The sequence below is a fragment of the Shewanella surugensis genome (genome assembly GCF_023284005.1).
Taxonomy (GTDB): domain Bacteria; phylum Pseudomonadota; class Gammaproteobacteria; order Enterobacterales; family Shewanellaceae; genus Shewanella; species Shewanella surugensis.
This window is the reverse complement of the sequence record NZ_JAKIKS010000081.1, coordinates 1-26,830: the sequence shown is the minus strand read 5'-3', so window position 1 is coordinate 26,830 and position 26,830 is coordinate 1. Positions and strand designations below refer to the sequence as shown.

The following is a 26,830-nucleotide window of genomic DNA, read 5'->3' as shown; positions in this document are numbered from 1 at the left end:
TCTCAATCACCTAGGTACGCCGTTGACTAATAACGAAGCCGAGCGTTGCTTGCGTGGGAGCGTGATCATGCGCAAGATCTGCTATGGCACAAGTTCAGATAGAGGTGAGAAGTTTCGCTCTCGGCTGCTATCTGTCGTTGAAACGTGCAAGAAGCGACAGTTATCCCCGATAAGAGTGATCAGCACTATCATTGCGGCCGTGGTTGATAAAAAGGACTACCCAGACGTATTTGGGTTCATGCCAGCTTAGTCAATCCCCCTCTGGTGAATACTTACTAAAAAACAGTCCAAATGAAAATGATACTCACAAAGAAATCATGCAACGGTTTTCAGAAGCGGCAGTGCAATTTTCAGGAGTGAAGCGTGATGATCCCTTGGCAAGTGTACAGGTTGGGGAGCTCGTTGAAACGGCATCTGGAACGAAGCTTATCTGGACCGGGGTTGCTGGAGCGGAAGGATATTGTGTCTATCATAATGGGGATCTTGTCGAAAACGTTAAATTTATCGGCACCGATGGCATGCCTTATTCAGGATTCAAAACGGCAGATAAAACGGGTTATAGCGTGACGGCTTATAAGCCTAATTCAGGTGGGTGTGGCAGTGTACCAGCACCCGTTGCGTCTATTCATTGGCCGAATACGAGTATTACTGAGCTAGTCGTGGAGGGCAATACTGGCACTGGAACCTTTAATTCAAATGCAACACTCGTGCGCGGGGAAGATCAATTGGCGGATCCGGTACAATATCGCTGTTTTACACAAGATCACCAAGCACAGAAAAATAATCAAACTTGCGAGATCGTATCTAATGGCCAGTTTAGGCTGCAAAATATAGAGCAACAAACCAGTATCATAGTTGAAGCGCATAACGACCAATATTCACTTTCTAAATAAATTGTGAGTGAGTTACCGTCTTCAGTACCTGACTTACATTGCCCTGTGAATATCACTGAAGGTAATAGTTTATTGGATAGCGATAATCAGCCTAAATTTAACGGTGGAAATACTTGGCCTTATTATTTGGCTAGTAGTGATAATCAAGCGAATGCTGATGTGCAGTTAGGTACCGTAAAGGCTGAAATTGATAGTCGCAGTAGGCAGTTATCCTAAAGCACTTTGTCGTTATCCTGAAGAGACTCGTCAAGCCGCCGGAAGAATTAAAAGCTGTCAGGCTGCAGGTTCTGGTTTTTCAGGTGAGGATAAGTGTCAAATTCGACCTTAATACTCATAGTGTATTGATAACTTTAATCCACAAATCAGCCTCATTGATGAGGCTGATTTTTTTAGTGAAGGAATGCCGTGGGGTAGATAGCATGTAAAATCACTAACCAGACGATTAATGTTATTGTTGAAAATAAAGTGGTTGTCGAAATAATATGAGAAACAAGCTCAGGAGATTGCTGATATTGCTCTGCAATCATATAGGTATTTTTGGCCGTGGGAACCGCCGCTGAGATGGTGGCTGCAATAGCTAGAATAGGGGACAATCCGGCGAGATGTGACAGAAAAAGTATGAGTGCGGGGATGAAAATCAGTTTACAGAGACTAATCAAACTAATCATTAATTCATTATGATGGAAAGCTTTAAGCTTGAGGCTCATGCCAATGGCGAACAAAGCGCAGGATGTTACCCCAGAAGATAGGATAGTAAAGTAATCTTTCACCATTGTAGGCAGTGTCAAACCTGTTGATGCAAATAGAATGGCGGCTAAGGTTGAGAGTATGATGGGGTTTTTGAATACATGCAGTATTTTTTCTTTTATTGGCAGTTTATGTTCATCTTGAGTATGTTGGGCTTGATCAAGAATAATCATGGTGATGATGATCATGACCACCATCATTATATTAGCAATAGCCGCGGGGAGCAGTGCTTTGTGTCCAAAAAGAGTATGTAATAATGGTAGCGCAATAATGCCGGTATTAGAAGAAACACAACAGTCTGCGAGCATTGCCGATGTGCCTAAGTTTTTATGAATACAGAGTAGAAAAAATAAGATAATGATATAGATGACAATAATGGTCCCGCCAAAGACGAGTATGAAGGGAATGTCAAACAGATTTTTGAGGCTTTCTTCTGCTATCACAATAAACATCAATGCAGGTATGAGTACAAAATAGGCGAATTGGATCAGTAATGCTGATGTGTTTTCAGGCAATATTTTCATTCTCGCGAACAGGTATCCGGTAATGATAATGGCAAAAACGGGTATTACTAAACTAATTATATTCATATGAAAGCTTATTGGTTGGTGAATGAAGCTTGATTAGTCTTTTCTACTGATAGCTTGAATATAGAAGTGAAGTATTGATTTAACCAATGAATTGTTCTCAATATGAACGCTAATATTTTGCAAATCGAAAGGATTCATACATGGGGGGTATCTGTTAATGCATGGAGCCAGTCATTAATGCCCTTGTCTATTGCGTTTTGAATGCCCCCGCTTAAAGATCACCTATCTAAGTAGGATGGGTGTTACTGTGTTTATATACAGTTATAGTGTTTGTTGTTATGCTTTGTTTTATTCAGTGGTTTGAAAGTAACAAGTGAATTTATATATGGATAGTGTTCTAGAGTCAGGTATTGATCAAATCGTACGTAGCTTCATTGCTGAAAAAGATGAGTTGACGCCATTACCGAGTATTGAGCAGCGTCGTCAAAGATATATTGATAGCACTGCGTTAGCTGGTGAGTCTTATGACGTGTATCAAGTGTTCGAAATAGAATGTGATGGTATTTCACTCAAAATATTTAAGCCTTCAAAAGATACAGGTTTACCTGTTGTGATTTACTTTCATGGTGGCTGTTTTGTCAGTGGTGACTTTCAGACTCACGATCAACAACTAAGGCAAATTGCGCATTTATCGGGTGCGGTCGTGATTGCGGTGAAATACCGTTTAGCCCCAGAGCATATTTATCCGAGTGCCCATGATGATGCATTTCGAGCTTGCGAGCTTATTTATCGTGATTGTTTCCAATGGGGGGGAGATAAAGAGTGCATTACGTTGGCCGGTGATAGTGCTGGGGGACATATTGCGTTAGTGATCAGTTTACGATTACGGGATCAAGCTATTTGGTTACCCATAAAACAAATACTGATTTATCCTATGTTGGATGCAACAGCAACAAGTTCTAGTATGAGTCAGTATGGTGAGGACTATGTGATAACCAAAGAAATGTTAATGTCGGGATTTAAACATTATATTGGCCAAAATACAATTAGCTTAATGCATCCTGAGATCAGTCCGTTATTTAGAGATGATTGGGAAGGATTACCTGAAACCCATATTTTAACGGCTGAGTTTGATCCTTTACGGGATGAAGGAGAAAGCTTGTATCGTGCGCTTCGTTGTGCCGGAGTCGAAGCCCATTGTCGTCGTTATTTGGGAGTGATCCACGGATTCATACAATTATCAATGATCAGTCAATCAGCGCGAGAAGCGTTAGAGCATGTTGCTCTATTAATAAAACCGAGTGGTAAAATAATTGAAGAAAATGAACAAAAAGTGGTGAAACAAAAATAATGATTGAGGACTATTATTAATGGTAATGTATTTTATTTTAGACGAAGGTTTTGTTTCATGCTAGTAGAGGGGGGTACATGCTCTACTGGTTTAGGTATAGAGAATAAAAGGGAGCATTATGTTGCTATCGGATTATGTGTGGTGGATAGTCTCTTTACTTGTGATTGGTTTATTTTCACTGGTGAGTTTCCGTTATCGTATTCCCTTAGCGGAATTAGCGTTACAGGAAAATGAATTACAAGTGAAGGAATTAAATGATGCTTCTGAGGTGAAGGAAGTATCTCAAGCACATGGCTTTCTTCCTTATCGTTTCTCTCTTTATAAATTGGGTGTGTGTGTGTTTAAGTTAAATCTAGGTGAATTAACACTTGAGCCCAGTTGTAAAGGGCGTTTAAAGCTATGGTTAATTGATGAGTTTGATCAATCAGCAAAAGGTTCTGTAAAGGCTGGAAAACGTTATTGGGTTGATGGCTTTAAAATCGCGCAAACGACTTGGAAAGTGGATGGGAGTACGAAGGTCATATTATCGATTAATAACACCACTCTTTTTGCTGAAACCAGTGTCAATATATTTGCATTTATATTAGGAAGAAGAGCACCTATGCCTGTCAAAACGGGGGTGTTTGGGGGACCCCCAAAAGAGCCCGAAGAAGAACACATTGCCAATCCTGTCGTGTAGTGTCGAATAATGGGGTCCTATCATAAATGGAAGTTGAGCCGTTGTTTTGAGAATGTATTCTCTGCTTATAATGATGTATTGATATGAGTTTAGGTATTATGGATAAACGTACTAGTAATATAATTGATATTAAGTCGATGATCCCATCTTTAATTTTAGATATACGTTACTGTTCCAAGGATAATTTTATTGGTGAGCCTATCGATGAGTATTTTGCACCAAAAGCGCTGTTGTCATAACCTGCGAGTTTGGCCATTGGAACGGTGCAAAGGGTATTAGCCACTTTTGGCTTAGGTTTAAAAATCTTTGATGCTTATCGACCACAAATGAGTGTTGATCATTTGGTGCGTTGGTTTCAAGATCACCAATATAATAAAATGAAATTGATTTATTATCCTGATTTAGATAAGGCTGATTTGTTCAAGCAAGGGTTTATTGCAAAACAATCAGCTCATTCAAGGGCAAGTACCTTGGATGTGACCTTAGTGTCTTTGTCTTCAGAAAATGTTATAGCCTTGGATATGGGCACACATTGGGATTTTTTTGGTGAGGAGTCGTGGACTCATCATATTGCGATATCTCCTGAGCAGCGTGAGAATAGAATGTTATTACAACAAGTCATGACACAGGCAGGTTTTAGAGGATTAAAACAAGAATGGTGGCATTTTTCGTTGGAAAATGAACCATTTTCTCAGACTTATTTTAATTTCCCAGTGGAATAACGTTTGGCTGTTGCATTGTCAGTATAAAGATAGATGATTAATTTTGTTTTATATCAGAAAAGGAGCATGGCTAACCTGATAGGCTAGGTTGAAATTAGGTTTCATTATGAGTAATCGAAAATGAGTCGGCATGAATTACATCGTATACATCGAGTGGGTTGGTTACGCGCCGCTGTGCTTGGGGCGAATGATGGCATTGTCTCTACTGCCAGTTTAATCATTGGGGTCGCTGCTGCTCATTCCACTCGCTTCGACATATTATTGGCCGGTATGGCGGGATTAGTTGCTGGGGCGATGTCGATGGCGGCAGGTGAGTATGTGTCAGTTAGCTCTCAATCTGATATTGAAAAAGCCGATTTAGCATTAGAAAAAGCCTCATTAAAAGATGATGTTGAATTTGAAGAGAAGGAGCTTACTGATATTTATCGACATCGAGGGTTAGAGCCCAAACTGGCTGAAACAGTGGCGAAACAGTTGATGGAGCATGATGCGTTAGGGGCGCATGCAAGAGATGAATTAGGCATTTTTGATACCGCGAGAGCGAGACCATTGCAAGCTGCAGCCTCATCGGCAAGTATGTTTACCTTGGGCGCGTCATTACCATTGATTGTTGCTTGGTTAGTACCTCTTGACGATATTATTATCGCCATTGGAGGCTCTTCTTTAGTTTTTCTGGCTATTTTGGGTATGTTAGCCGCTCATGCTGGAGGAGCGTCGTTAAAGAAAGGGGCGATGCGGGTGGTTTTTTGGGGTGCATTGGCGATGGTGTTATCGGCTGGGGTTGGGAAATTATTTGGGGTTATAGTATAACAATTGAAGAGACGGATACCTCAGTTGATGCGAAATAGGAAGGGATTATGTACATTCGATATTCAAAAGTGCTACTTACCTGGAGTATTGCTTTATTTACGGGGGTTAGTTGCTTGGAATAATATGACGGATTATGAGTCTAGCTACGGCTTTATTTTTCATGTATTGAAAATGAACACCACTTTCCCGAATAATGCAGCGATGTGGCGAGCGGTTGAAACCCCGATATTGTATCATTTGGTTTATGGTGGCATCATTGCCATTGAAAGCCTTATTGCCTTGCTATGCACGATCACGGGTATTCAATTGTTCAGGTATCGACATGATCTAAAAGTCCTTAGTCGTGCTAAAGGCTGAGGCGTTTTAGGTTTGACTGTTGGGGGTGTTACTCTGGTTTTCGGGTTTTATTACGATTGGGGGCGAATAGTTTTTAATGTGGCAATCGGTATTATGAAACGGCCAACAGGCTGCTTATCGATTAGTGGTTATTTTCATGTTGATTTTGACTGTTTTCCTCTTGCCGGATGAGGCTAAATACCCTGCCAATTTTTGAAAGGTAATATTGGCAGTCTTAGAGAGCGATTACATGGATATCCCCAGTCCAACGATGAATTGAAAGTCATCTTTTTTCGGCATTTCACCGTCACTGTCTGCTTGAGGTTGGCTGACTCTGTCCCAGACAAAAGAAAGGTCTAAATCGAAAGATTCCGTTAATTCAATAGAAAAACCGGTTAATACATGATGAGTGTAGCCTCCAGCGTCATCACTGCCATACTGTATCCGGTATAAGGCATTAAAATCAATATTATTGGTGAGTTTCGTGTCAAAGTCGGTTTCTACAACGATGGCAGGGCTGCTGTTGTATTGTTCTTCACCAGATTCGACTTCATCAAAACGTGTGTAGACGTAGGCTGGACCGCCGCTGACTTTCCACTCTGTTGTTGAAGTATCAATAAGATTATAACCCACACCCGAACCGAGAGTGATTTTGTAATCGTAATTCAAAAAAGGATCTTTATAGACTTCGCCAAAAACAGGGCGCAGATAGAAGTGCCGGGAAATGAACCAGTCAAAATTACTATTGAGCCGGTGATTATTAATCGTAGCTACACCATCGGTGCGAGAATAGCTGCCTAAATAGGTGAGGTTAAACCGAGATTCAGTGGTGCGCCTGCGGGTATAAGCGATAGCGCTGTAATCGATTTGATCGGTATTACCGGAATAAAAATCAGCGCCTAGAGTGACTTTGGTTGACCAGTAATTACTCTCACTATCATTGCCCGTGATAATGGTCATTACCTCGTTTTTAGGGTACTGAAGATGATTGATGTCTATTTGGTTATTAATAAGGGTGAGTTGCCCTGTTTGCGTGGTGAGATCTTCTAAGCCGACACTGACAATATGACTCGTGTGAAGTTGTAATACATCATCCCAGTCTATGCTTAAGGTGCCAAATTCTTTGCTTTTAAATTCCACTGTTTCTTCGTATAAATTGTTGAGTGTGCCTTTGAGCATTTCAAGACTTGAAAGCTGTATCCAATCATACTGAGTGTCTTTAGGCAGTGTTAGCTCAGCGGGTGTGAATGATTGCTTTTCAGCGGGTTCGCTTAAAACTTTGGGCGCTGGGGTGGCAAGTGCCTGAGGACCGATGGTGATAAGGCTATAAAATAAGGCGATGGCAGTTTTTTGGGTGTTTTTCCATGAAAATAAATGATAACTTTGAGTGTTTGTCCCCACCTTGTTCTTCCTTAAATAGACAAAGATTGTCAGGGGTATGTTACAAAGATGCTATTTACAAAGCAATCCTGTTTAGACATAAAGAGTGGAGAATAAACATATTTTATTGGATTTTATAATTCTCCGAGTAACCACGGTTGAATAAAGGAGGCTATTTGAGGTTGGGCTTTTGCGTTAGGGTGAATGCTATCGTTTTGCATCAAATCAGCGTTGGTCACAATATCTTGCATGAAAAAGGGGACTAAGGTGACTTGTTGTTTTTTGGCGATGTCTTGGTAAACTTGGGTAAATTGTTTCGCATAGCGAGATCCATAGTTTGGCGGGATCATTATTTCCGACAGTAAAATAAGTGCGCCTCTTTCTTGAGATAATTTAATGATTTGTGTTAGATTCCTTTCAAGTTGTTGTGTTGGGAAACCGCGCAATCCATCATTGCCGCCTAGCTCAATAAAAACTAACTCTGGGGCCGCTGAATCCAGTAATGCAGGGAGTCGGCGAAGGGCACCAGCGGATGTTTCGCCACTGACAGAACCATTGATGAGGGTATGTTGAGGCAATTTTTGGCGCAATAAGTTAACCCATCCTTCATTTTCAGGGATACCGTAAGCTGCACTTAAGCTGTCACCTAAAATTAAAATAGGGGCGGCTAAGAGGGATGAACTTACCAATATTAATAGCATGGCGACGAACTGAGCCATGTGCGTTTTCTTTAAGAAGGATTTTATGTCTAATAAAAGTGCCATAGTTGTTAATGCTCTCGTTAAGTCGGTTATGACCCAAGAAGGGGTACTCACTATCCTCAATGGCATTGACTTAGATGTCAAGCAGGGAGAAAGCATTGCCATTTTAGGACCTTCAGGATCAGGGAAATCCACATTGCTGGGTTTACTTGCGGCCCTTGATGCGCCTACCGGGGGTGATATTTATCTCGATGGTGAGTCATTAGGGGCGTTAGATGAAGAGGGAAAAGCGGCGTTACGCAAGGAAAAGGTGAGCTTTATTTTTCAATCATTCATGTTGGTTGATACATTGAATGCCTTAGAGAATGTGATGCTACCTGCTGAATTGGCCGGCATTAAGGATGCAAGAGGCAAAGCGAAACAGATGTTAGATCGCGTGGGATTGACTCACAGGTTGACCCACTTTCCTCATCAACTATCAGGAGGGGAGCAGCAGAGAGTGGCGATTGCCAGAGCCTTTATTTGTGAGCCCAAAGTGTTATTTGCTGATGAGCCTACGGGGAATTTAGATGGCGCCAATAGTGATAAAATCACCCAAATGCTTTTTTCAATGAATAAAGAAAGTGATACGACTTTGGTATTGGTCACACATGACTTAATACTGGCGAGCCGATGCCAACGACAATTTATGATGGAGGATGGCGTGTTGTCAGAATCGACGAATAGCCGTCCTGACATCACCGATGAGGTGAGATAATGGCCTTAATGCTTGCTTGGCGATTTTTTAAACGAGAATTATTTCAAGGGCAATTGCTGCTGATTATTTTCGCCATTACATTAGCCGTGCTTGCTGTCACCGGACTGGCGAGCGTGAGCGATAGGCTTCAAGTGGCTATTGAGGGCCAAGCCTCTCAATTTATTGCCGCCGATCGTATCATTCAATCACCGAGAGAAATCGATCCCGCTCTGTTAGCCATCGCCAATAAAGCGGGCTTAACGCAAACCTATGTACTTGAATTTAATTCGATGGCGTATGCGGGGGATAAATTTCAATTAGTGAAGGTGCGAGCTGTCGAGGAAGGTTACCCCTTAAAAGGGCAAATTGAATTATCGACAGGTCAAGCTCAAGGATTACCTAAACGAGGTTCTCTTTGGTTTGAAACACGCCTTGCCGGTTTACTCTCCCAGCCTGAACATATTGAAATTGGTCATGCCAATTTTACCTTATCAGCGGAAATAACGCGGCTTCCTGATGCCGGATTTAATCTTTTTGCCTCATCACCTGTCGTATTAATGCGAATGGCGGATGTGGCAAAAACGGGGGTGATCCAACCTGGCAGTCGTGTGACTTATTTATATCAATTTGCAGGTAATGCGAGTCAATTAACCGCGTTTGAAATGCAAGTCAAACCGTTATTAAATACCAGTCAGCGTTGGATTGATGTGACTTCAGGTGATTCGCCTATCGCCAATGCGGTTAAACGTGCGGAGCAATTCTTACTGCTTGCGTGTTTATTAGGCATTGCGCTGGCCTGTGCGGCGATTGGCATCGCGGCGCAGCGTTATTGTCAACGTCATTATGATGTGGTGGCTATGTTGAAAACATTTGGCGCTTCAGCTCGTCAAATTCGTATATTATTCAGTGTTCATTTATTACTCGTGACCAGTTTGGGAGTGGTGCTCGGGCTCGTATTAGGGATCGGTCTCGATAAGGTGATCAGTTTATTTTTGCCTGCTGAAATTGCGAGTTACTCACCATCGTTATTAAGGCCCGTTCTGTTAGGCACCGCGACGGGGTTAATCAGTGCGTTAATGTTTTCGGCTTATCCTTTACTGCGTTTATTATCTATCCCGCCATTAAGAGTGATCCAAAGGCAACTTGAAAGTGCAAACTTTGGCATGTGGTTACATTTACTGCTGAGTTTAATGGCGATGGGATTGTTGGGGTATCTTTATTCTGGACAATTAGCCATGACCTTAACGGTCGTGTTAACGGTACTGTTGTTAGGGGTATTATTAAGTCTCCTTGGCTTTTTAATGATAAAGCTAGGCCATGGTATTGGAATGAAAACCACCAATCCAATGCAACTCGCTTTGGCGGGACTCAGACGCCGCGCAAAACAAAATGCCGTGCAATTGGTTGGCTTTAGCTGTGCATTGGTGTTGTTATTAACGATTTTAGCCCTAAGACAAGATTTACTAGAAGAGTGGCAGCAACAGCTACCTGACAATGCGCCTAATTATTTTTTAGTCAACATTGCTCCAGAGCAAAAACAGGGCGTTGAAGATTACTTATTTGAGTATATTGATGAGGTGCCTGAATTATATCCGGTGATCCGAGGTCGGTTGACGCAGATTAATGGTGAAGAGACTTTGACCAAGAAGCAAGTCGAGGCCGGAGAGTCTGGCAGGTTAGGCATTGGGCGAGAGCTTAATCTGACTTGGCGAGAGCAGTTGCCTAAAAATAATCAAATATTGGAAGGTCATTTTAATCAAAAGCCAAATGACGTTTCTGTTGAGTCCGGTGTCGCTGAACGTTTAGCGCTTAAAGTGGGTGATGAGTTAACGTTTACCATTGATAATCAAACGGTGTCGGTGATCATTGCCAGCATTCGTGACGTACATTGGGAAAACCTTCAGCCGAATTTCTTTATGATCTTTACCCGAGACACCCTGTCTTCTTTTGCCTCAACCTCTATTTTAAGTTTTCGTTTAGAGAATGATAAGCAGCAAGTCATTGTGGGACTATTGCGTTTATTTCCGACTGTTTCAGTCATTGATGTCGGGGCTATGATTGCGCAGTTACGGCAAATTATCGATCAAGTGTCCGTATCATTATCTTTGGTGTTAGGGTTGGTGATCATGGCAAGTGCCTTAGTGATGATGGCGCAAACGGAGGCGGGTATGGCTTCTCGGCAACGAGAACTCGCGGTATTACGGACCTTTGGAGCATCGGGATGGTTGCTTAAATGGGCGACCGGACTGGAGTTTGCTTTACTCGGCTTTATTGCAGGGGTATTGGCCGTTTGGGTCTCTGAGTTTTCGCTTTATTTGTTAAAAACACAGGTATTTGAACTCAATGTCTATATGCACTGGCCTTGGTGGGGCATTGCGCCCTTAAGTGGCGCAGTATTGGTGGGCTTGTTAGGGCTTTGGCGTTGCCGGCAATTGTTGAATCACTCATGCTCTGAATTGTTAAAAGGCCATTAACGATTGCTTTCATTATTTGCAATCACTCAGTCAGTGTATGAATACTCAATGCGATCCATACAGTATTGTTGATGCGTTAAGCACTGTTTGGTGATTGTAATAATTGATGAAAGGCCGCATTTAGATAAGGGTATTGAAATTGGAAACCTGTGGTTAAGGTGCGAGTAGGGAGGACAAATTGTCCTTGTGTGAGTAGTTGTGACATTTCACCTAAAGCGAGCTTTAATATCAAGGTGGGGACGGGTAAAAAGGCTGGTCTATGCAGGGTATGAGCCAGTGTTTTGGCAAATTCAGCTTGGTTGACGGGGTGAGGAGCGGTGGCGTTAAAGACTCCCTGACAATGGGTTTGTTTTATCATCAATAAGATGAGATTAATTAAGTCAGTTTGATGGATCCAGCTGACACCTTGCTTGCCATCTCCGATGGGGCCGCCTAAACCTAATTTAAAAGCAGGTAGCATTTTACTTAATGCGCCTCCATATCGGCCTAAGACTAATCCAATGCGTAAAATAATGACTTGGGTTTGTATTGAACGGCAGTCATTAGCCGTTTTTTCCCATTCTTTGCAAACGATATGTGGAAATTCAATGGCGCTCTTTTTAGGCGGAAGAAAGTCCTCATCTAATGCTTGTTCTGCATGCATGCCATAAAAGCCAATGGCAGAGGCATTGATCAGTTTTTGAGGCGGGATGGCGCTTTGCTTGATTAAAGTGGCAATATGTTGGGTTAATTGCCAGCGACTTTGGCAAATACGATCTTTTTGTTGATGGCTCCAACGTTTATTGGCAATAGGCTCACCTGCAAGATTGATCACAATATCGATCTCATTGAGATGTTCAAGTGAGGCTAAATCATTTAAATAGGTATGCGCAACCCCTAGCTTTTTAGCGGCTTTTCCTGGATGGCGAGACACCAAAGTAAGAGTGTGTTCGTTTTCGAGTGCATGGACCAGTTGTGTGCCGATGAAGCCCGTTGCGCCAGTGATAAGAATATTCATGCGTTTTTTTTTAATAGGGTTTGATAACAAGCATAATAACTCAGGACAAAAGCGGATCTTTTTTTCGCTTAAATATGTTATTTTTTATTGCGTATCAATACGGGAAGTGTGGCGCGATATAGCCAAATGACGCTGAAGTTATTTGACTATTTGACTATTTGACTATTTGACTATTTGACTATTTGACTATTTGGGTATTATTAACGTTAATCGTTTTGTTTTTGATAACTAAGTGTTAAAGAGACTGAATCGGCAAAACGTAGTGCATGGGGTTTATCTATTTCGACTTGGGCTAAGTCAACCCACGGGTGTTCACTGGCAATATATAAGACTTGATTGGTTAAATTCTCTAGCAGTGAGAAGCGATGGTTTTCTACTAAGGAAATGATTTTCTTAGTAATAGTGCGGTAATTTAAGGCGTCATCCATATTATCACTATTGCGTGCTTTATTAGCACAATAGTGAATGGAGGCATTAATAATGACATCTTGTTTATTTTGCATTTCATCGTCTTTGATGCCGATAAAAGTACGTAGGCGTAAATTTTTAATGCGGATAATGGCTATCTCTGGTTTCATTCTTGGTATAATCTCCTTTATATTATTAATAATAAGCCTATCAATTTTATAATAAATCGAGAAGCTTTTTTATCATTTTCTCTGTGGATGCAGGATTCAGCTGGAATAAAAAACCCTTTAGGCAAGGTCGTTAATTGCTTCACGCATTAACTGACATTCCCATCATCTGATGTTTAGGTCTTTGTTGTTCCAGACAACAATAAGACATTTCCTATATCCATATAGGTCAGATGAACAAATGTCGTGATCACATGGATGTGAGTGAACGACCATGATGGTTAGTTGAATAGATGGCCTAGTCATTCTAAGCTGATGTTCAGTAATCCAGAATAAAAGGCTTTTAAACCCGCTTATTAGGAGATTGAAAACATGCACTTTCAGGTGGATGGGGTATATAGTGCTTAACATAAACAAGGTTTGGGGATAAAGGGAATGAATCAATTCGAAGATAGAGGGGTGGCCTTTAAAGGTGTGGCGACCATGGGGTTTATTGTGATTATCTTGGCCGGGATTAAAATAGCCAGCCCCATTGTGGTGCCTTTGGTGCTATCGGCTTTTATTGCGGTGATCTGTAATCCTGTGATTGATTGGATGTCAAAATATCGTGTGCCTAGGGTGTTAGCGGTATTAATTTTGATGGTATTGATATTACTGGCTGGTTTTTGGTTTACCTCAGTGGTTGGCAGTTCGATTACTGAGTTTTCAACTCAGCTGCCACATTATCGAAGTCAATTAATCGAACATTTTTCATGGGTAATTGATAAATTACAAGCCCTCAATATTAATATCACCCGAAAGCAAATGATGTCATATTTTGATCCTGGAGTGGCATTTTCTATGACCACCAATATGTTATCTGGCATTGGTAATGTCATGGCTAATTTGTTTTTGATTGTACTGACAATTGTTTTCATGTTGATTGAAGCACCAACTTTTGCTAAAAAGTTGCATTTTGCTTTTGATAATCCTGGAATAGGGTTACAGCAAATGGATAAGTTTTTGCATTCTGTGAATCGCTATATGGTGATAAAAAGTCTCTTGAGTTTGACGACGGGGATAGTTATTGGCGTAGGGCTGTATTTTATCGGTGTCGATTACGCGCTGTTATGGGGGGTGATTGCTTTCTTATTTAATTATATTCCTAATATTGGTTCCATTATTGCGGCTGTACCTGCCGTATTGTTAGCCTTCATTCAATTAGGAACGGGTGAGGCTGGGGCGGCAACCTTATTGTATATTGTTACCAATACGGTAATCGGCAATATCATTGAGCCTAAATATACTGGGCGTGGTGTGGGGTTATCGACCTTAGTGGTGTTTCTTTCATTGATATTTTGGGGCTGGTTATTGGGCACTGTTGGCATGTTACTGTCTGTACCGTTAACGATGGTGGTGAAAATCGCGTTAGAATACAGTGAAAGTGGCAAATGGTTGTCGATTTTACTATCGGATAATTTAGGGGCTGAGCCCTGCGTGCCTACGGGTGATCAATCCGAAAAACCACAAGCGATTGAAGAATCTTGTAATAAGAATTCGGAAGATTAGCTTTATTTTATTTATAGAGCTAAACAATGGAGGACGCTTCTATTGATTAGTTCGTTATTACCCCTTTTTAGAGAGTTGGAATCGTCAGTTAATGCAATTATTTTTAGATGCACTAGAAGCAATAAAGTGGAATGAAGATGTGACTCGTTTGTTTCATGGACGGGGTGGACGCTATGTTGGTAGTGAACATTTGTGTTTGGATTGGTTTAATCCGGTTCTGTTATTGACCAGTTTTACCCTATTAACGGATGCAGATCGTGATGTCGTGATTGATGCGATTACCCAGCGTTGGCAGGCGTTGACGCCAAATGAGCCCTTAAATTTGGTTTATCAGTATCGCAGTGGAGGGCAGACGCATACCGAATGTATGGCAGGCAGTGTCCCTGAGCCTCATATTGTGACTGAAAATGGCGCGTGTTTTCAGGTGCATTTATTAAAGGGACAAAACCATGGGCTTTTTCTTGATATGTGCCAAGGACGTCAATGGGTACGAGAGCACACTATCAATAAAAAAGTGTTGAATCTGTTTGCTTATACCTGTGGTTTTTCAGTGGCGGCTTTGCAAGGCGGTGCGATTGATGTCGTTAATATCGATATGAGTAAAGGGGCGCTTGCTATCGGTAAGCAGAATCATTTATTGAATGATTTTCGAGGTGGCGCTAAATTTTTAGGTCATGATATTTTTAAATCATGGGGCAAGCTGACCAAGCTTGGGCCTTATGATTTAATCATTGCTGATCCTCCAAGTAATCAAAAAGGCAGTTTTGTCGCGACTAAAGATTATGCGCGTTTGTTAAAGCGTCTCCCGGAGTTACTTAAGGAAGGCGGCGATCTGCTTTTGTGCCTAAATGCACCAGAATTGGGTATTGATTTTTTAAAGGGGCAAGTGGCCGAGTACAGTCCAGATTTAGTTTTCCAAGAGCAAATTGATAATCCTGAGGCATTTTCTGATATTGATCCCAATAAGGCATTAAAAGTATTAAGATATCAATAAATATTTTATGCCGCCTGATATCCATTATATTAGCCGTGCTAATAGGTGCTTACTGTGATTAACATTATATAAAAAATGTTTTAATATAAAAAAGGCATTAAAAACTGAAAGACTTTCAGCTTTTAATGCCTTTTTTATTACATATAGGCTTAAAGTGGTGCCTTATCCAGACGAAACTGAAAGTTTTCTGTAATTGCTGAGCGTCGAATGGTATACTGATTGTAGAGTTGAATATACGGAGTCTTTTTCTATTTTTGGCTCAAACAAGGCAAAATGACACGATTTGATGACATGCCTTTGTTCCCTACAATATTTTTGATGCGGAGTGATTATGGAAGCGCAAGATTATGAAGAAGCTTACTATCAAGTACAAGATGAAATGTTAGCTTCATTACCGGTTGAAATGGATGAAGATGCGTTTTTAGATTGAACTCCTCGTTCACCACATTGACTCAAACGGCGCTATAAGAATGAATAGCTGCTGTAATGAGTCTCTAAAAAGTCATACAGCAATAAATAACCCATGCCAGTCAAATATTGACTGGCATTTTTTCCCTAAGACTTTTTAGGTATTATCTTATAAAGTGCTGCAATATTACGAGAACAGGCATATAAATGAGGTTTTGCTCGCTTGAGCAGTGTCGGTAATGGATGATGACCTGGTGTGATAGCGAATAGCGCGCAAAGACCGTGATCGAGTAGCATATTGGCATTTTCACTGACACTGCCGCCAATGGCAATGACGTTTATACCTTGCTGATTGGCTAAACGTGTAACACCCATGGGGGCCTTGCCGTTTAATGTTTGACTGTCTAGACAGCCCTCTCCGGTAATGACTAAGTCCGCTTCCTTCATTTTTTCGCTAAGTTGAGTGATTTCCATGACGATATCAATGCCCGATTTCAGCGTGGCTTGGGTTAAAGACATGAGTCCAAATCCTATGCCGCCAGCAGCTCCCGCGCCGGCACTATTGCGATGATCCTCTCTGCCTGTTTGAGTGATGATATCGGCAAAATGGCTCAGTGCATTATCAAGTTGATTGGCCGTTTCAGCGTCAGCACCTTTTTGAGGACCAAAAATGTGACTGGCCCCTGCTTTTCCGCATAAAGGATTGGTGACATCGCAAGCCAGCTCAAATTGACACTGATTAACAAGCGGGTTTAGCTCAGTGGTATCTAGGATACATAAGTCTTTAAGATAAATACCTCCAGGTTTTAAAATGTGGTTATTTTTATCCAGAAATCTTATGCCTAATGCGCTGAGTATGCCAGCACCGCCATCATTGGTGGCACTGCCGCCAAGGCCGAGAATAATGTGTTTTATGCCGCGATTGAGGGCGTCTAGAATGAGTTCTCCAGTCCCATAGCTGGTGGTCATATCGGGATGACGTAAGTGTGAAGGAATGAGGTGTAATCCTGAGGCTTTTGCCACTTCAATAACTGCTGTTTGCTGATGGTTTGGGCTTGTGTTAACCGAGCTTAAGTGATCGGAGTTTGAGTTAACAGAAGAGGCATTATCTGAGCGGGGATCAGCCATAAGCTTATTGCCGAGAATGCCGTAATAAGCTGAAACAGAAGCGCCTAAAGGCCCCGTGACATCTAAGGTGACTTTTTGCCCGTTGGTGGCAGCAACCATGACATCGACAGTGCCTTCTCCGCCATCAGCAATAGGCTGATTAATGTATTGAGCGTGAGGGAAGACTTCACGGAAACCCTTCTCAATTTCATTGGCGACTTCAATGGCCGTTAAGCTTTCTTTGAATGAATCGGGGGCGATGACTATTTTCATATCGTGTCCAGAAAATTAGTAAATGAATAAATCCAGTGTTAAATAAACAGTAAGCTCAGTAGATAAATGAATGTCATACTGGTGAGTCCTTGAATGAGTGTGGCCATGGTTTGGGCTTTATAGGCTTGTTTGACACTCATATTACTGAATTGAGTCACTACCCAGAAGAAACTGTCATTGGCATGTGAAACGGTCATTGCACCACTGCCGATGGCCATCACGGTGAGGACACGCCCCATCTCACTGGATAATCCTATGCTGTCTAACATGGGTGCCACCAGTGCTGACGTTGCGACTAATGCCACCGTTGAAGAACCTTGTGCCGATTTGAGTGCCGCGGCGACTAAGAAAGGCATGAAGAGACCGAGTCCTAATTCAGACAGTGACGAGCCTAAGAAATCACCGATTGGGGTGGCTTTAAGCACGGCCCCAAAGGCGCCACCGGCTCCTGTAATGAGCAAAATTGGAGCGGCTAAGACTAAACCGTCACTAATATAGTGGCTCAATTGTTTTATTTTATCAGGCCCTTTAAGCAAGGTTAACGATAAAAAGAGTCCTATCATTAACGCATTGATGGGCTGGCCGATAAAGTTGAAAACATCAAATAATCCATTTTGTCCAAACGGTTTCGCGGGAAGCTGGGTGATTGAACCAAGACAGATCAATAAAATAGGGATAAAAATGGGTAAAAATGCACGAGTAGGACTGGGTAGCTTGCCGTATTTGTGCAAGTGACTCTCTAAATTTGTACTGTCATCACTGAGGTTCTCGTTGTTTTCGCCATCAGGCTCAATATGCAGAAAACGATTTGCCCACAACATGCCTGCTATTGCGGCGACTGCGGCGATGATGACTCCAAAAGCGATAACAAGACCAAGATGACTGCTTAATCCAAGATTACCAGCGGCCGCGATAGGACCGGGTGTGGGAGGAACAAAAGTGTGGGTGGCATATAGGCCTGTGGCAAGTGCGACACTCATGGCCACACTGGAGACTTGCATACGATGGGCCATGGATTGTTTCAATGCATTTAAAATGACGAAGCCCGAATCACAAAAAACAGGAATAGACACAAGGTATCCAATGATGGACATCGTTAAGGTTGGAAATCGTTTACCTAAGATTCGTATGACGACATCTGCCATTGTAATTGCGGCGCCACTTTTTTCTAAAATAGTGCCAATAATGGTGCCTAATACAATTACCAGCCCGATATAGCTGAGGATCCCGCCAAAGCCTTGGCTGATAATGTTGGCAATGTCCCCACTGGGTAAACCACAGGCAAAAGCGGTGATAAATGAAGCGAGGATTAAGGTTAAAAAGGGATGTAATTTAAAGGTTGAACTGGCTAGAATAATAAAAACAATGACAGCAAGTAAGATGAATACCAGGCTCATAGTCGGTCCTTTTTTGGCATTATGAAGGCGTTTATTATGGTATTAATTTCCTGCTTTGACGTTAGAATAATGGCCAGATTTTATGCAAAATAACGCCTTTTTTTTGTGCGCATGCACAATAATAACATCTCGGAGCCCTATTTTGAGAGCAGTTGACTTAAATATAGCTGGCACACACCTTCTAATGATTGAAGTTGAATACTGGTGATTTTTTGTATTTTATCAAGACGATACCTAAGGGTATTACGATGGATGAAAAGGGCATTTGCACAGGCTTGTTGATCACCGAAATGTGTGAGATAAACGTGTAAGGTTTTGACTAGTTTTTTATTTTTATCATTGTTTAGTAGTGTGAGGTAAGGGCGAAGTAACTCTCTTCCTTGCCAATGATCTTTGAGATCGGACAATAATACTTGCAGTGCGTAATGTTCAAATAAATATTTGTTTTGTACAGGAGCGGTTTTAGCGCCGAAGAGAAGGGTTTCTTTCGCTGTTTGATAAGAAAGATTGATATCTTTAGGATCCGGAAAGTAGTGCCCTAAAGCGATTTTTACTTTATGTTTGAGTTGATTGGGTAATCGTTCTAGGAGTCGATCGATACGTCGACTTTCTTGCTCTGGCTCCCAGTCTTTACCGTTTAAGAATGCGGGTTTGAGGATCACCAATTCTGACATGGATGTTATTGCAACTAAATTTCCGCGTTCAGGCATGTCGAGTAGTTGCAGTATGGTGTTTAATTCATGGTGTTGAGTATTCGATTCGGGAGACATGTGTAATTGAAGCACACAAGCAACTCTGGGAATAGTGAGATCGATGGCTAATTGTTCGGCCCATTGCTGGAGAATGTTGATATCATCGGTGTCTTGTTTAATAAGCTGAAGGGTAAACTCTTCTTTTTGGCGATTACGCCATTGAGTTTGGCTTAATAACTCGGCTTGCTCAACGATCATTTCAGCCGTAATTTTGAGAAGCTCGCCATATTGTCTCAATTTTTTAGGATTGCCAGTGATCCCTATGACACCAATAATACTGCCTTTAAAGTGTAGCGGTAGGTTAATGCCAGCTTGTACACCTTGAAATGTGTCGGTGCTATCGGGATGGATTGCGATCACTTTATTTTGACGAATTGCGAGCAGCGCGCCTTCATGTATTAAACCGATGCGTGCGAGATCGCCAGAGGCGAGAATAATGCCTTGGTTATTCATGACATTAATATTATGTTTAATAATATGAGTGGTGCGCTTTATTATTTGTTCAGCAATGTGTTTATTGAGAAAGTACATAGTCGCATTTCATTTTATTATCAATATTATCTTTATCATTTGAACATAAAAATACATTTCAATAAACAGCTTATTATATGCCATTATTTTATTAACACTGAATGAATCGTTCTTATTTGTTATGTTATGGAGAAGCGCCTATGCAAGGAAGTGAGAAAAATAGCGTCAAAATAAGTGTATGGGCCTTGCTAGCTATGGTGCTATCTGTGTTTGTGATAGCAAATGACTTTACTGCATTTTCTGTAGCCTTACCTATGATGAATGAAGAATTCCATGCTGGAATTGATAAAACACAATGGGTGATAAATGGTTATACCTTAATGTTTGGTGTTTTCATTGTGACCGGAGGGCGTTTAGCCGACCGTATTGGTCGTCGCAAGACATTGATTTGGGGCTTAGTCATATTTGCATTTTTTTCGGTACTGGCAAGTTTAGTTAATTCAATTTATGGTGTCATTATTTGTCGAATATTAATGGGAATAGGTGGGGCGCTCATTTGGCCTTCGATTCTTGGTATTGTGTTTACTGTTTTTCCAGCAAGTAAAGCAGGTATTGCAGGTGCGTTGGTATTGGGAGTGGCAGGGTTTGGCAATGCAATGGGCCCTTTATTGGGGGGAGTATTAACAGATACTTGGGGCTGGCGTTGGATATTGTTAATTAATTTACCTATTGCCATTATTGTGTATCTATTCGTTCGTACCAGTATAGAAGATGATAAACCTGTTGATCAGAATGAGCCGATAGATTATGCCGGTGTATCGACCTTATCGATTTCTTTACTATCATTATTATTAGCATTAGATTTGGGGATCAGTGTTGGGTGGAAAAATCCTTTTATTTTGAGTCTTTTTGTTATTTCTCTGATCGTATTGTGCTTCTTTGTTCTCATCGAGCGTAGGGTGGGACAAAGTGCACTTATTCCACCCGATATTATACATAATGTCTCTTTTTTTCTGGCTGGTTTAGCCACATTAATGACATCAGCAGTATTTTTTACTGTTTTGGTCTATTTACCTTTGTTTTTCACTAAAGCAATGCAGTATTCAGCTATGGAGTCGGGTATAGGGTTATTACCTGTAATGTTGACATTTGCACTTTCTTCTTTTTCTGCTGGAGCACTTTATGAGAAGCTGGGGGCAAAGTGGATTACATCTATTGGTACAGGCTGTTTAGTATTAGGCATGTTTTTATTATCACATTTGACCATGTATACAAGTTATGCCTCTATGTTAACAGGTATGATAATTTTGGGCTTAGGGGTAGGTTTTTTCTATTCAACTATAACCACTGTGGCTTTGACCTCGGTTGCTGAGACTAGAGCAAGTCTAGCCGGAGGTATTATTTATATGTTGCTGAATTTGGGAGGAGCAATTGGTTTAGCAATCAATACGGTTATTGTTTCACAATATGAGTCTCTGAGTGAAGGAATTAATATGGCATTCAGTCTGAATGCTATTTTATCTTTTTTTGGTTTACTTATTTGCTTGTTGTGGATTGGAAATAAACAAGGTATTGAAAAGGTTTAGCTAACAGAGTTTATGAATTCATTGCTGCTCTTTAAACACTTTTAAATTTATGTGCCATTCTTTTATTTATACAGTTATACCTTCTTAACTCTCTTATCCCGTTATTATTTGATTGGAGCTCGGCGGATGAAAGCGAAGCGCAATAATGTCAATCAGTGGGCATGGTGTTTGCTGTGCTTATGATAGCCAATGACTTTACCGCATTTTCGGTGGCGTTGCCTATTATAGGATAGGAATTTCAATCCGTCAGTGACAAGTGCGGCAATAGGGTCTGTTGCTCAAGAGCAAATGAGTGTCGCTGGTGGCGTTATTTATTTGTGTCGAGTGGGCGGAGGTGCGATAGGGGTCGCGATGAATACCTGTGTGATTAGTTTATCTGATTCGCTCGTTGAAGGGTTGAGACTGGCTTTTATGATTAATGTGCTGCTTGCGCTGCTGGGTGTCATCATTAGTTTAGTCTTTGTTCGGCCAAATCTGGAACATGAAGAGCGATAATATCTTGAATTTGCTTTTTCATCTAGATGGATAAATAGGGAATATGAATGGCTATCTTTCAATCTTATAATCGTTTAGGTTTTTTTGCAATGTCATTGGCTATTGTCGTGATAGCTTATGATTTTACTGCTTTTTCAGTTGCTTTACCCAGTATTAGTGATGAGTTTAATAGTACGCTTAATCATAGTCAATGGATCTTTAATGGCTATGCGTTAACCTTAGGCGTGTTCATTATTACCGGTGGACACCTAGCTGATCTTTATGGGCGTCGACGGCTTTTTTTCATTGGAATAAGCATTTTCACGGTGTTCTCGATTATTGGGGCCAGTGCATTTAGTCTCAATATGTTGATTTTTTGTCGTATTGTGATGGGAGTCGGGGCGGCGGCGATGTGGCCTGCAGTGTTAGGCATGGTCTATGCCTTAATGCCTAAAGAAAAAGCGGGTTTTGCCGGCGGTTTTATCATCGGGATCGCTGGGATCAGCAATGCTGCGGGTCCGATGATAGGCGGTATTTTAACGGACTTTTTTAGTTGGCGATGGATTTTACTGGTGAATATTCCCGTGACAATATTGGCGATTATTTTTACTTGGAAGGCCATCGTGCCAGAAGTCTTACCCCTTAATCCGAAAAGGGTGGATTATGCGGGCGTGCTGACGTTATCGGTGTCCCTATTTGCTTTACTCATGGGACTGGACTCACTGGCTGGATCTAAGCTTGATAGCCTTTGCATTATGGGATTATTCGGTGTGTTTGTAGTGAGTATGTTGGCCTTTATTATTATTGAACGCTTAATGAGAGATGACGCATTAATACCTAAAGAGCTGATGAAAAATAAAGAGTTTTTTGCAATAGGCATGACTACATTGATGATGTCGACTGTTTTTTTTGCTGCATTATTGTATTTACCTCAATTTTTTATGCGAGAACTGGGGTATTCGGCTGCAGAGTCAGGTGTGGGTTTATTGCCGATGATATTAACTTATGCGGGACTATCGTTTGTTTCAGGCATGCTTTATCAACGCTTTGGTGCCAGGTTAATTGTGTCTGTTGGGGTGAGTTTATTGGCCTGTGGTATGTTGTTATTGTCAAATTTACAGGTATCGACGCCTTATTGGCAGTTGGCTGTGGTGATGTTGATATTAGGGGGAGGGATTGGACTTGCATATCCAACCGTGACCACTGCGGCAATGATGGTGGTTCCTTCATCACGTATGAGTTTAGCGGGTGGCATTATTTATATGTTTCGAAGTGCAGGAGGTGCCATAGGGATTGGGATCAGTACTTGTATTATATTGTTATCCTCATCGCCATTAATAGGAATGAAATGGGCATTTTTGTTTAATGCCATATTGGCCTTTTTAGGATTATTGATCAGCTTATGTTTTATAACTGGCCACTTAAAGAAGTACTAATATGTTAAAGGAAGTGCTCCTCATGTCAAGGTGTGAAAATCAACATTTATTTAACAAAGGTGGGCTATTAGCGATTGTACTCGCAGTGTTCATTTTTGGTTGTGATTTCACGATCTTTGCGGCGATATTACCGGTGCTAAGTCGAGAATTTTCTCTCGACGTGACAGATACCCAGTGGATCTTTAATGGGTATGCTTTAACCATAGGGGTGTTAATTATTACCGGTGGACGCTTAGCGGATCTTTATGGCCGTAAACGTGTTTTATTAATTGGGTTTAGTCTGTTTATCTTCTTTTCCATTTTAGGCGGCTTTAGTGGATCAGTTTGGGGATTGATTGTCTGTCGAGCATTAATGGGGATCGGCGTTGCTTTATCATGGCCAGCGTTACTGGGCATGCTGTACAGTATCATTCCTCGAAAAAACGCCGGTATAGCCGGTGGGATCCTCGCTGGCGTGGGGAGTCTGGGTAATGCTATGGGGCCCTTAATCGGTGCTGCGATCACGGATTTTGGCAGCTGGCGGTGGGTGATGTGGGTAAATGTGCCCTTTTCACTATTTGTTATGGTTCTCCTGTGGCGATATATTGTGAAAGAAGTGTATTGTGAAGCGACATTTACTATTCATTATATCAATGTGTTTATCTTAAGTTTTTCGCTTTTTTGTTTATTGCTTGGCTTAGATCTAGCGGTAGATTTAGGCTTTAACCATGTGTTCATTTTAGGCTTGTTTAGCGCCTTTATTGTGAGTCTATATGGATTTCGGCGACTCGATTTCAACTTGGATAATAATGCCCTTATTCCTCATTATATTACTAAAAATAAACAATTTATGCTTATTTGTTTACTCGCAGCACTGGTGTCTACTCAATTTTTTTCATTACTCTTATATTTGCCTCAATTTTTCAGTCAGCAGTGGCATTATAGTGCTATTCAATCCAGTGTCGGGATCTTGCCTATTATTTTAACTTGTGTGTTGTTTGCTTTTATTGGCGGGGTCTTACTGGGCTATATAGGGCGCTTATGGGTGATGAGAGTGAGCATAGTGGTTATTTTACTCGGGGTGGGATTATTATCCAGAATCAGTGCCTCTAGTGATAAAGAGGTCCTCTTTATTGGGATGATGCTTTTCGGCGCGGGATTGGGGTTATTTAACCCCTCGATTACGACTCAAGCAATGACGTTAGTGAATCCTGAAAGTATGAGTTTGGCGGGCGGCATTCTTTATATGTTCCGTATTGCAGGTGGCGCTATCGGTCTTGCAGTGAATACCAGTATTATTGCGAGTTCAGCTTCATTACTTCAAGGCATACAGTTTGCCTTTCTATTTAATCTGTTTCTTTCAGTGCTTTGTTTAATATTAATGATGGGTTTTATCCATAGTAAGGGAACAGCGACGATTGTTAATTAGACATATTTTTGTGAGAACGGGAATGAGTAAACGTTGTTGTACTGCTATTGACCGTGAAGTATCAGTCAATTGGATTTAAAGTGGATAAAACTACTCTTTAGTGTTTCACTTATACTCAAGTCTCCTATATACACAAACCTTTGTTTTATTCATATTAAAAGGACATTTAATGATGAGTATTCAGATTGACGACCCTTTAGTCGAGCTTAGCTCTTATTTGGCTGCAGCGCAGCAATATCCCACCTTACTGAATCGTCATAGCCTTGATGCTTCTCAAGCACTGTATTTTGAACAGAGTAGACAAGTTTTTAATCGCAGGTTCGATTTAATGCCATTAGGTATTGTCATGGTTGAAAATACGGAGCAAGTGTCATTGGTGATTAAATTTGCCAATACTCATGATATTGCTATCACCGTGCGCTCGGGTGGGCATGATCATGAAGGTGAATCCGTCGCAACGGGGAAGTTACTCATCGATTTTTGTAAGATGAGAAACGTCAATATTCAATGTGGTGGCACTAATAAGGTGGATATTCAGCCCGGCGCGCGTTTTTGTCATATCAAAAGTGTCTTGGATAACGCCAACTTGAGTATTCCTCATGGTACTTGTCAGACCGTCGCGATAGCGGGTTATGCGATGGGAGGCGGTTGGGGGCCTTGGACCAGAAAATATGGCATGGCGTGCGAACACCTCATTGGCGCAACCTTGGTTCTGGGTGACGGGAGTATTGAACACGTGTCGATCACCGATGCACCTGATTTGGACAAAGGTAAATTATTATGGGCCATTCGTGGAGGCGGGGGCTTAAGTTATGGGATCGTCACCTCGCTGACTTTTCAGGCGTTTGAATTACCCGAGTTGGCTTTTAGTTTTACGATCCAAAGCGAGCATTGGGATTTATTTGAGCATATTCCGGCTATCTATATTCTTCAAGCATGGGAGCAAGCCATTGCGGATAATAATAATCCGGGGCTCATTGGTACCAACCTTAAAATGGATGCCATCGGTTTAGCGAATGGGGCGATACCCGATCCTCATGCGGTACTGAGTTGGCAGTTTAATGGCCATTTTGGCGGAACTGAGCAAGAATTAGCGGCGATGATTATCAGTTGGATCAATAACTTTCAGCGGCATTTATTTGTTAATGTCGATCCGCATCTGAATCAAGACAATCAAAAGATCATCAAAAAGTGGGTTAATCAACAAATGATGCATATTGGACGGGTCGTTCGGCATCATCGTAAAAATCGTCAGGGTTATCAACTGGACTTCGACGCTTGGGAAAGAGGATTCAAAAAACATCACATTCGACTTGAAACCGATGAGCCTGCGCCGCATAAACTCACGTCAAAATTGGCGCAAAAGAGCTGGAATGATGCCAGTCGTCAGGCATTAATTTGCTCGTTACAATCACGTCACTTAGCCTTAATTGAAACGAAAAGTAATATCAATACTTATATTACCTTGGGGGCGATCTGTGGCCAATATTATCAAGAAAACCCCGAAGGGGGCCCTAAAGGTAGCAGTTTTCCCTATAAAGACAGATTGTTTACGGTTCAATATCAGGCTTGGTGGGATCAAATTGGAGTGGATAGTAACGGCGATCGAGTGTCTGCTCAAAATCAAAATGAAACCCGTTTTTTTGAAAATCGGGCTCAAGATTGGATTGAGGAATGTCGTTATGCCGATATTCCTCATACCTATGGGGCTTTTATTAGCTTTAAAGATGCGGCTATTCCAACCAGTGACTACTTTTTAGAGAATTATGAAAAATTGATGGCTATTAAATTGACCTATTCTAAAGATGATCATTGTTTGCTGAGGAGTCGAAAAACCATTATTTAACAAATTGTAAATTATGGTTTCAATTGTTTAGGTGTAACTTGGACGCAGTATTGATGAGTCAGTAAGGAGTACTGTGGAATATATCATCTTAATTAACAAACGGTAAACCCCCGGCTCTGCCGGGGTGACTCGCATAGGTTTCACCTATACCGCGGTATAGGTAGGCTCAAGTCTCGACCAAAAGACAGGAGAGCAACCT

At 41.4% G+C, this 26,830-nt stretch carries 25 protein-coding genes and 1 pseudogene; 18 read left to right on the top strand and 8 right to left on the bottom strand.

Annotated elements, in window-relative coordinates:
• The 4 genes and pseudogenes from L2764_RS17885 to L2764_RS17870 all read left to right on the top strand — a co-directional run.
• Window positions 1–250 (top strand): annotated as a pseudogene (locus L2764_RS17885) (IS66 family transposase); the annotation flags it as partial.
• 67 nt (window positions 251–317) lie between these two features.
• The gene (locus tag L2764_RS17880; RefSeq protein ID WP_248941690.1) at window positions 318–893 is read left to right on the top strand and encodes a hypothetical protein; all 576 of its coding nucleotides are present in this window, start codon (window positions 318–320) and stop codon (window positions 891–893) included.
• A gap of 3 nt (window positions 894–896) precedes the next feature.
• Window positions 897–1,109 carry a hypothetical protein gene (locus tag L2764_RS17875; RefSeq protein WP_248941689.1) on the top strand — a complete coding sequence of 71 codons (213 nt, stop codon included), beginning with the start codon at window positions 897–899 and terminating at the stop codon, window positions 1,107–1,109.
• The gene (locus L2764_RS17870; protein ID WP_248941688.1) at window positions 1,081–1,221 is read left to right on the top strand and encodes a hypothetical protein; all 141 of its coding nucleotides are present in this window, start codon (window positions 1,081–1,083) and stop codon (window positions 1,219–1,221) included. Before L2764_RS17875 ends, L2764_RS17870 begins: the two co-directional genes overlap by 29 nt.
• A 61-nt stretch (window positions 1,222–1,282) precedes the next feature.
• Here L2764_RS17870 and L2764_RS17865 read toward each other — a convergent pair whose 3' ends face one another.
• Window positions 1,283–2,230 (bottom strand): AEC family transporter, encoded by a 948-nt coding sequence (locus L2764_RS17865; RefSeq protein WP_248941687.1) that lies wholly within the window; start codon window positions 2,228–2,230, stop codon window positions 1,283–1,285.
• Between the two features lie 325 nt (window positions 2,231–2,555).
• On the opposite strand from L2764_RS17865, the gene L2764_RS17860 reads away from it, so the two are divergent.
• The 5 genes from L2764_RS17860 (at window position 2,556) to L2764_RS17840 (ending at window position 6,089) form a co-directional block, all read left to right on the top strand.
• Window positions 2,556–3,521, top strand: a complete 966-nt coding sequence (locus L2764_RS17860) for an alpha/beta hydrolase (RefSeq protein ID WP_248941686.1) — start codon at window positions 2,556–2,558, stop codon at window positions 3,519–3,521.
• Between the two features lie 118 nt (window positions 3,522–3,639).
• Window positions 3,640–4,200: a hypothetical protein gene (locus L2764_RS17855; protein ID WP_248941685.1), complete on the top strand. Its 561-nt coding sequence runs from the start codon at window positions 3,640–3,642 to the stop codon at window positions 4,198–4,200.
• 248 nt (window positions 4,201–4,448) lie between these two features.
• A complete protein-coding gene (locus tag L2764_RS17850; RefSeq protein ID WP_283107067.1) occupies window positions 4,449–4,922 on the top strand; it encodes a M15 family metallopeptidase in 474 nt (157 codons plus the stop codon).
• 120 nt (window positions 4,923–5,042) lie between these two features.
• Window positions 5,043–5,732, top strand: a complete 690-nt coding sequence (locus L2764_RS17845; protein WP_248941683.1) for a VIT1/CCC1 transporter family protein — start codon at window positions 5,043–5,045, stop codon at window positions 5,730–5,732.
• Window positions 5,733–5,759: 27 nt separating this feature from the next.
• On the top strand, window positions 5,760–6,089 hold the full coding sequence (locus L2764_RS17840) for a DUF2165 family protein (RefSeq protein ID WP_248941682.1): 330 nt from the start codon (window positions 5,760–5,762) through the stop codon (window positions 6,087–6,089).
• A gap of 225 nt (window positions 6,090–6,314) precedes the next feature.
• On the opposite strand, the gene L2764_RS17835 is transcribed toward L2764_RS17840, so the two are convergent.
• Entirely contained in the window at window positions 6,315–7,469 is a 1,155-nt protein-coding gene (locus L2764_RS17835; protein ID WP_248941681.1) for a DUF481 domain-containing protein, read from the bottom strand.
• A 113-nt stretch (window positions 7,470–7,582) separates the two neighbouring features.
• On the bottom strand, window positions 7,583–8,167 hold the full coding sequence (locus L2764_RS17830; RefSeq protein WP_248941680.1) for an arylesterase: 585 nt from the start codon (window positions 8,165–8,167) through the stop codon (window positions 7,583–7,585).
• Between the two features lie 25 nt (window positions 8,168–8,192).
• Between L2764_RS17830 and L2764_RS17825 the strand changes: the two genes are divergently transcribed.
• Together L2764_RS17825 and L2764_RS17820 are read left to right on the top strand one after the other, a co-directional pair.
• Window positions 8,193–8,906: an ABC transporter ATP-binding protein gene (locus tag L2764_RS17825; RefSeq protein WP_248941679.1), complete on the top strand. Its 714-nt coding sequence runs from the start codon at window positions 8,193–8,195 to the stop codon at window positions 8,904–8,906.
• On the top strand, window positions 8,906–11,359 hold the full coding sequence (locus L2764_RS17820) for an ABC transporter permease (protein ID WP_248941678.1): 2,454 nt from the start codon (window positions 8,906–8,908) through the stop codon (window positions 11,357–11,359). The genes L2764_RS17825 and L2764_RS17820 overlap by 1 nt, the downstream gene beginning before the upstream one ends.
• Window positions 11,360–11,435: 76 nt before the next feature.
• Here L2764_RS17820 and L2764_RS17815 read toward each other — a convergent pair whose 3' ends face one another.
• Window positions 11,436–12,356, bottom strand: coding sequence for a TIGR01777 family oxidoreductase (locus tag L2764_RS17815; RefSeq protein WP_248941677.1), 921 nt, complete (start codon window positions 12,354–12,356; stop codon window positions 11,436–11,438).
• A 206-nt stretch (window positions 12,357–12,562) separates the two neighbouring features.
• The gene (gene folX, locus L2764_RS17810) at window positions 12,563–12,934 is read right to left on the bottom strand and encodes a dihydroneopterin triphosphate 2'-epimerase (protein WP_248941676.1); all 372 of its coding nucleotides are present in this window, start codon (window positions 12,932–12,934) and stop codon (window positions 12,563–12,565) included.
• A gap of 432 nt (window positions 12,935–13,366) precedes the next feature.
• Between folX and L2764_RS17805 the strand changes: the two genes are divergently transcribed.
• Together L2764_RS17805 and L2764_RS17800 are read left to right on the top strand one after the other, a co-directional pair.
• Window positions 13,367–14,479: an AI-2E family transporter gene (locus L2764_RS17805; RefSeq protein WP_248941675.1), complete on the top strand. Its 1,113-nt coding sequence runs from the start codon at window positions 13,367–13,369 to the stop codon at window positions 14,477–14,479.
• A 91-nt stretch (window positions 14,480–14,570) separates the two neighbouring features.
• Window positions 14,571–15,473, top strand: a complete 903-nt coding sequence (locus tag L2764_RS17800; protein WP_248941674.1) for a class I SAM-dependent methyltransferase — start codon at window positions 14,571–14,573, stop codon at window positions 15,471–15,473.
• A gap of 555 nt (window positions 15,474–16,028) precedes the next feature.
• Here L2764_RS17800 and L2764_RS17795 read toward each other — a convergent pair.
• From L2764_RS17795 to L2764_RS17785, 3 genes are all read right to left on the bottom strand, one after another.
• A complete protein-coding gene (locus L2764_RS17795) occupies window positions 16,029–17,261 on the bottom strand; it encodes a glycerate kinase (RefSeq protein WP_248941673.1) in 1,233 nt (410 codons plus the stop codon).
• A gap of 38 nt (window positions 17,262–17,299) precedes the next feature.
• Complete coding sequence (locus L2764_RS17790) at window positions 17,300–18,658, bottom strand: GntP family permease (protein ID WP_248941672.1); 1,359 nt, start codon at window positions 18,656–18,658, stop codon at window positions 17,300–17,302.
• A 137-nt stretch (window positions 18,659–18,795) separates the two neighbouring features.
• Window positions 18,796–19,941, bottom strand: a complete 1,146-nt coding sequence (locus L2764_RS17785; RefSeq protein WP_248941671.1) for a sugar diacid recognition domain-containing protein — start codon at window positions 19,939–19,941, stop codon at window positions 18,796–18,798.
• 140 nt (window positions 19,942–20,081) lie between these two features.
• Between L2764_RS17785 and L2764_RS17780 the strand changes: the two genes are divergently transcribed.
• The 5 genes from L2764_RS17780 (at window position 20,082) to L2764_RS17760 (ending at window position 26,631) form a co-directional block, all read left to right on the top strand.
• Window positions 20,082–21,467 carry an MFS transporter gene (locus L2764_RS17780; RefSeq protein WP_248941670.1) on the top strand — a complete coding sequence of 462 codons (1,386 nt, stop codon included), beginning with the start codon at window positions 20,082–20,084 and terminating at the stop codon, window positions 21,465–21,467.
• 249 nt (window positions 21,468–21,716) lie between these two features.
• Window positions 21,717–21,962, top strand: a complete 246-nt coding sequence (locus tag L2764_RS17775) for a hypothetical protein (RefSeq protein ID WP_248941669.1) — start codon at window positions 21,717–21,719, stop codon at window positions 21,960–21,962.
• 47 nt (window positions 21,963–22,009) lie between these two features.
• Window positions 22,010–23,377: an MFS transporter gene (locus L2764_RS17770; protein WP_248941668.1), complete on the top strand. Its 1,368-nt coding sequence runs from the start codon at window positions 22,010–22,012 to the stop codon at window positions 23,375–23,377.
• A gap of 22 nt (window positions 23,378–23,399) precedes the next feature.
• Window positions 23,400–24,785 carry an MFS transporter gene (locus L2764_RS17765; protein ID WP_248941667.1) on the top strand — a complete coding sequence of 462 codons (1,386 nt, stop codon included), beginning with the start codon at window positions 23,400–23,402 and terminating at the stop codon, window positions 24,783–24,785.
• Between the two features lie 169 nt (window positions 24,786–24,954).
• Window positions 24,955–26,631: an FAD-binding oxidoreductase gene (locus L2764_RS17760; RefSeq protein WP_248941666.1), complete on the top strand. Its 1,677-nt coding sequence runs from the start codon at window positions 24,955–24,957 to the stop codon at window positions 26,629–26,631.
• Window positions 26,632–26,830 lie beyond the last annotated feature (199 nt).

What these genes read in the sequence shown, in the direction of transcription:
- L2764_RS17880 (WP_248941690.1), top strand. Translation starts at nt 318, where the DNA reads ATGCAACGGTTTTCAGAAGCGGCAGTGCAATTTTCAGGAGTGAAGCGT.
- L2764_RS17865 (WP_248941687.1), bottom strand. Translation starts at nt 2,230, where the DNA reads ATGAATATAATTAGTTTAGTAATACCCGTTTTTGCCATTATCATTACC.
- L2764_RS17860 (WP_248941686.1), top strand. Translation starts at nt 2,556, where the DNA reads ATGGATAGTGTTCTAGAGTCAGGTATTGATCAAATCGTACGTAGCTTC.
- L2764_RS17855 (WP_248941685.1), top strand. Translation starts at nt 3,640, where the DNA reads ATGTTGCTATCGGATTATGTGTGGTGGATAGTCTCTTTACTTGTGATT.
- L2764_RS17845 (WP_248941683.1), top strand. Translation starts at nt 5,043, where the DNA reads ATGAGTCGGCATGAATTACATCGTATACATCGAGTGGGTTGGTTACGC.
- L2764_RS17840 (WP_248941682.1), top strand. Translation starts at nt 5,760, where the DNA reads ATGCGAAATAGGAAGGGATTATGTACATTCGATATTCAAAAGTGCTAC.
- L2764_RS17830 (WP_248941680.1), bottom strand. Translation starts at nt 8,167, where the DNA reads ATGGCTCAGTTCGTCGCCATGCTATTAATATTGGTAAGTTCATCCCTC.
- L2764_RS17825 (WP_248941679.1), top strand. Translation starts at nt 8,193, where the DNA reads ATGTCTAATAAAAGTGCCATAGTTGTTAATGCTCTCGTTAAGTCGGTT.
- L2764_RS17820 (WP_248941678.1), top strand. Translation starts at nt 8,906, where the DNA reads ATGGCCTTAATGCTTGCTTGGCGATTTTTTAAACGAGAATTATTTCAA.
- L2764_RS17815 (WP_248941677.1), bottom strand. Translation starts at nt 12,356, where the DNA reads ATGAATATTCTTATCACTGGCGCAACGGGCTTCATCGGCACACAACTG.
- folX (WP_248941676.1), bottom strand. Translation starts at nt 12,934, where the DNA reads ATGAAACCAGAGATAGCCATTATCCGCATTAAAAATTTACGCCTACGT.
- L2764_RS17805 (WP_248941675.1), top strand. Translation starts at nt 13,367, where the DNA reads ATGAATCAATTCGAAGATAGAGGGGTGGCCTTTAAAGGTGTGGCGACC.
- L2764_RS17800 (WP_248941674.1), top strand. Translation starts at nt 14,571, where the DNA reads ATGCAATTATTTTTAGATGCACTAGAAGCAATAAAGTGGAATGAAGAT.
- L2764_RS17795 (WP_248941673.1), bottom strand. Translation starts at nt 17,261, where the DNA reads ATGAAAATAGTCATCGCCCCCGATTCATTCAAAGAAAGCTTAACGGCC.
- L2764_RS17790 (WP_248941672.1), bottom strand. Translation starts at nt 18,658, where the DNA reads ATGAGCCTGGTATTCATCTTACTTGCTGTCATTGTTTTTATTATTCTA.
- L2764_RS17785 (WP_248941671.1), bottom strand. Translation starts at nt 19,941, where the DNA reads ATGTACTTTCTCAATAAACACATTGCTGAACAAATAATAAAGCGCACC.
- L2764_RS17780 (WP_248941670.1), top strand. Translation starts at nt 20,082, where the DNA reads ATGCAAGGAAGTGAGAAAAATAGCGTCAAAATAAGTGTATGGGCCTTG.
- L2764_RS17770 (WP_248941668.1), top strand. Translation starts at nt 22,010, where the DNA reads ATGGCTATCTTTCAATCTTATAATCGTTTAGGTTTTTTTGCAATGTCA.
- L2764_RS17765 (WP_248941667.1), top strand. Translation starts at nt 23,400, where the DNA reads ATGTCAAGGTGTGAAAATCAACATTTATTTAACAAAGGTGGGCTATTA.
- L2764_RS17760 (WP_248941666.1), top strand. Translation starts at nt 24,955, where the DNA reads ATGATGAGTATTCAGATTGACGACCCTTTAGTCGAGCTTAGCTCTTAT.